At 45.6% G+C, this 2,550-nt stretch carries 2 protein-coding genes and 1 pseudogene; 1 reads left to right on the top strand and 2 read right to left on the bottom strand.

Annotated elements, in window-relative coordinates:
• Positions 1–769: pseudogene (gene glmM, locus L5M38_RS23975) on the top strand (phosphoglucosamine mutase); the annotation flags it as partial.
• 394 nt (positions 770–1,163) lie between these two features.
• On the opposite strand, the gene hepT reads toward glmM, so the two are convergent.
• Positions 1,164–1,580, bottom strand: coding sequence for a type VII toxin-antitoxin system HepT family RNase toxin (gene hepT, locus L5M38_RS23970; RefSeq protein ID WP_088585313.1), 417 nt, complete (start codon positions 1,578–1,580; stop codon positions 1,164–1,166).
• Positions 1,573–1,995 carry a type VII toxin-antitoxin system MntA family adenylyltransferase antitoxin gene (mntA, locus tag L5M38_RS23965; protein WP_088585314.1) on the bottom strand — a complete coding sequence of 141 codons (423 nt, stop codon included), beginning with the start codon at positions 1,993–1,995 and terminating at the stop codon, positions 1,573–1,575. The genes hepT and mntA overlap by 8 nt, the downstream gene beginning before the upstream one ends.
• Between the last annotated feature and the right edge of the window lie 555 nt (positions 1,996–2,550).

The raw sequence follows: 2,550 nt of genomic DNA, 5'->3' as shown, positions 1-2,550 counted from the left end.
GAATGTGTACCGTGAGTTAGGGGCTGAGGTGATTAGCATTAATGACAAACCTAATGGGGTGAATATTAATGACCATTGCGGTGCAACACATTTAGATAGTTTGCAAACCGCCGTGATGGTGCATGAGGCCGATTTAGGTATTGCATTAGATGGCGATGCGGATAGGGTGATGTTTGTTGACCATAATGGCCATGTGGTTGATGGTGATGAAATTTTATTTATTCTGGCACAAGCTGCGTTCCAAAAAGGTGAAATGGTCGGCGGTGTGGTTGGTACTTTAATGTCAAACCTTGGTTTAGAACTGGCCCTTAAGCAAATGGACATTCCCTTTGTACGTGCAAAGGTGGGCGATCGTTATGTGGTTGAGCAGCTTAAAGAAACGGGTTGGCAACTGGGCGGCGAAGGTTCTGGGCATATTTTGAGTTTAAAGCACGCTTCAACGGGTGATGGCATTGTGGCGTCTCTACAGGTACTTAAAGCCATTTTAGAGTCAGGCAAACGTTTAGCCGACATTAAAGCGGGCATGACCAAGCTGCCGCAAGTACTTATTAATGTGCGTTTATCATCAGGCAGTGCCGACAGCATTTTGGCTTTAGACAGTGTTAAGCAAGCGGTGGTAAAAGCGGAAGGGATTTTGGGCGACCAAGGACGCGTGCTATTACGTAAGTCCGGCACAGAGCCTTTAATCCGGGTGATGGTGGAGTCAACGGATAATCTGATGACACAGACTCAAGCCGAGTTTATCGCAGAGGCAGTAAGAGCGGCGTAAAGCGGGCGCTTCGGGCGAGAATCTAGGGCGTTGCTTCGCAACTGCTAGGACGCAGCAAAAAGCGCTGCTGCTAGGAGGCCTTCGGCCCTAGGACGCTACTATGTGGCTCTAGGCTTTTAGCTTCTACGAACGCCGCTTTGCGGCTACGGAACGTCACTGCGTGGCGCGAGAATCTAGGGCGTTGCTTCGCAACTGCTAGGACGCTCGCAAACTCGCTCTAGCTTCTACGAACGCCGTTTTGCGACAACCGCAGGGTGAAACAAGATGAAATCCATATCCTACGGATATTCCACACGCGATTACGCTCACCTGGTCAGTGGTAAGGAATTGATTTAATTGCAAAAAGTGCTATGAGCTCCTCAGGACTTTTTAAGCGGCTTTAGGCAAGAGTGATTCAATAACTCATTCTTGGACAAAATTTTATCACTTCAATAAATTGCTCAAAATCCTCAAGATGATGCTGTACAACATGCACAACGATATCGAGGTTGAGTTCTTGATAGTCATGTACTGCGATGTTTCTTAGGCCAACCATCTTCTTTAAGTTGTCTGCAAGCTGCTGATTAATTATTTTATTTTGTGAAAGTAGTGTAAAGCTATCACGGCTACTTTGGGGGATACCCAGTTGTTGTTGGCGGTTAATATGGTTTGCTATGTCGATACTGGCTTCGCAGCAGCGTTGTAAATTGAGGATAACGCTATCTTGCAGGGTGAAGTCTTGTTTGAACATGCTGCCATCACCATAAACTTGTTGGATGCGTTTTATACAGCGTTTGATGGTTGCTATTTTGTTGATAATAATGTCATTCAAAGTGACGTCCCCTGTGATCGTTGGCTGTTGTTTTGGCCGTTGCATCATCAATAATTGCTTGTCTTTCAGCTTGTAGATGTTGGTACATTGAGATGGTTTTCACTGCAAAAATCTCATCATCTTGTCGCGTTCCCCAAAGTCGCTTTCCTTGGGTGACTACCTGCTGACATAACACTGTGGATGCCGTGCGTAAATCAACAAGATCAACATCAGTATCTAACGCTGAGGCTAGTTTTTGGGCAAGTTGCCAGCGGGCGATATTGTCTAAAGTGACATCGGCGAGTACCGCAATATCGATATCACTGTTGCGGTGTTGCGTGCCCTGTGCATAGGAGCCAAATAGGTAGATCAATCTCAACTGCGGGATGTTATCTTGTAGTAAGTTGATGATAATGCTTTCATTTAGTTGTTGCATAGGCCCATTGCACGATTTAATGAATACAGGGTGAGTATATAGCATATAAGGCGCAGCAAAAAGGACGGCCTTCGGCTGGGAGAAACTAGGGCGTTGCTGCGCAACTGCTAGGACGCTCGCAAGCTCGCTGCTAGGGGCTAGGAATGCCGCTTTTTGCGGTTACAGGTTACGGAACGGGCTGCGCCCTGACGGTGAGTGAGCTTGCGAGCGTTCCGTTATCCGTAATCTGTCAACCGTCAGCACGGCGTTGAGCGTTTTGATGTCTTTAGTCTTTTTTTTAGTCTTTTTTTAGTCTTTTTTTAGTCTTTTTTTGGTCTTTAATCTATCGCATGATATGATTTTGGCTTAGTGAATGGGTTTTCTTATTTTCAATTAATCAACTAGGCATCAACCTATGAACATAGAAACAATCAGTTTTTTGAAGAAAAATGCCGCGAGCTTAACCCTCGATGAACCGATGATTATTACTCAAAATGGTGTACCTGCTTACGTTATCGAGTCGGTAGCGGATAGAAATCGACGTGATGAGGCGATAGCTTTACTCAAGCTAGTCAG

Origin of the sequence: Shewanella sp. SM101 (assembly GCF_025654465.1) — a bacterium.
GTDB classification, from domain to species: Bacteria; Pseudomonadota; Gammaproteobacteria; order Enterobacterales; family Shewanellaceae; genus Shewanella; species Shewanella oncorhynchi.
The sequence above is the reverse complement of the archived record's forward strand: the minus strand, read 5'-3'. Positions and strand labels throughout refer to the sequence as shown.

Bases quoted from the DNA above. Each gene is read 5' to 3' on its own strand.
- mntA (WP_088585314.1), bottom strand. From the start codon at position 1,995: ATGCAACAACTAAATGAAAGCATTATCATCAACTTACTACAAGATAAC.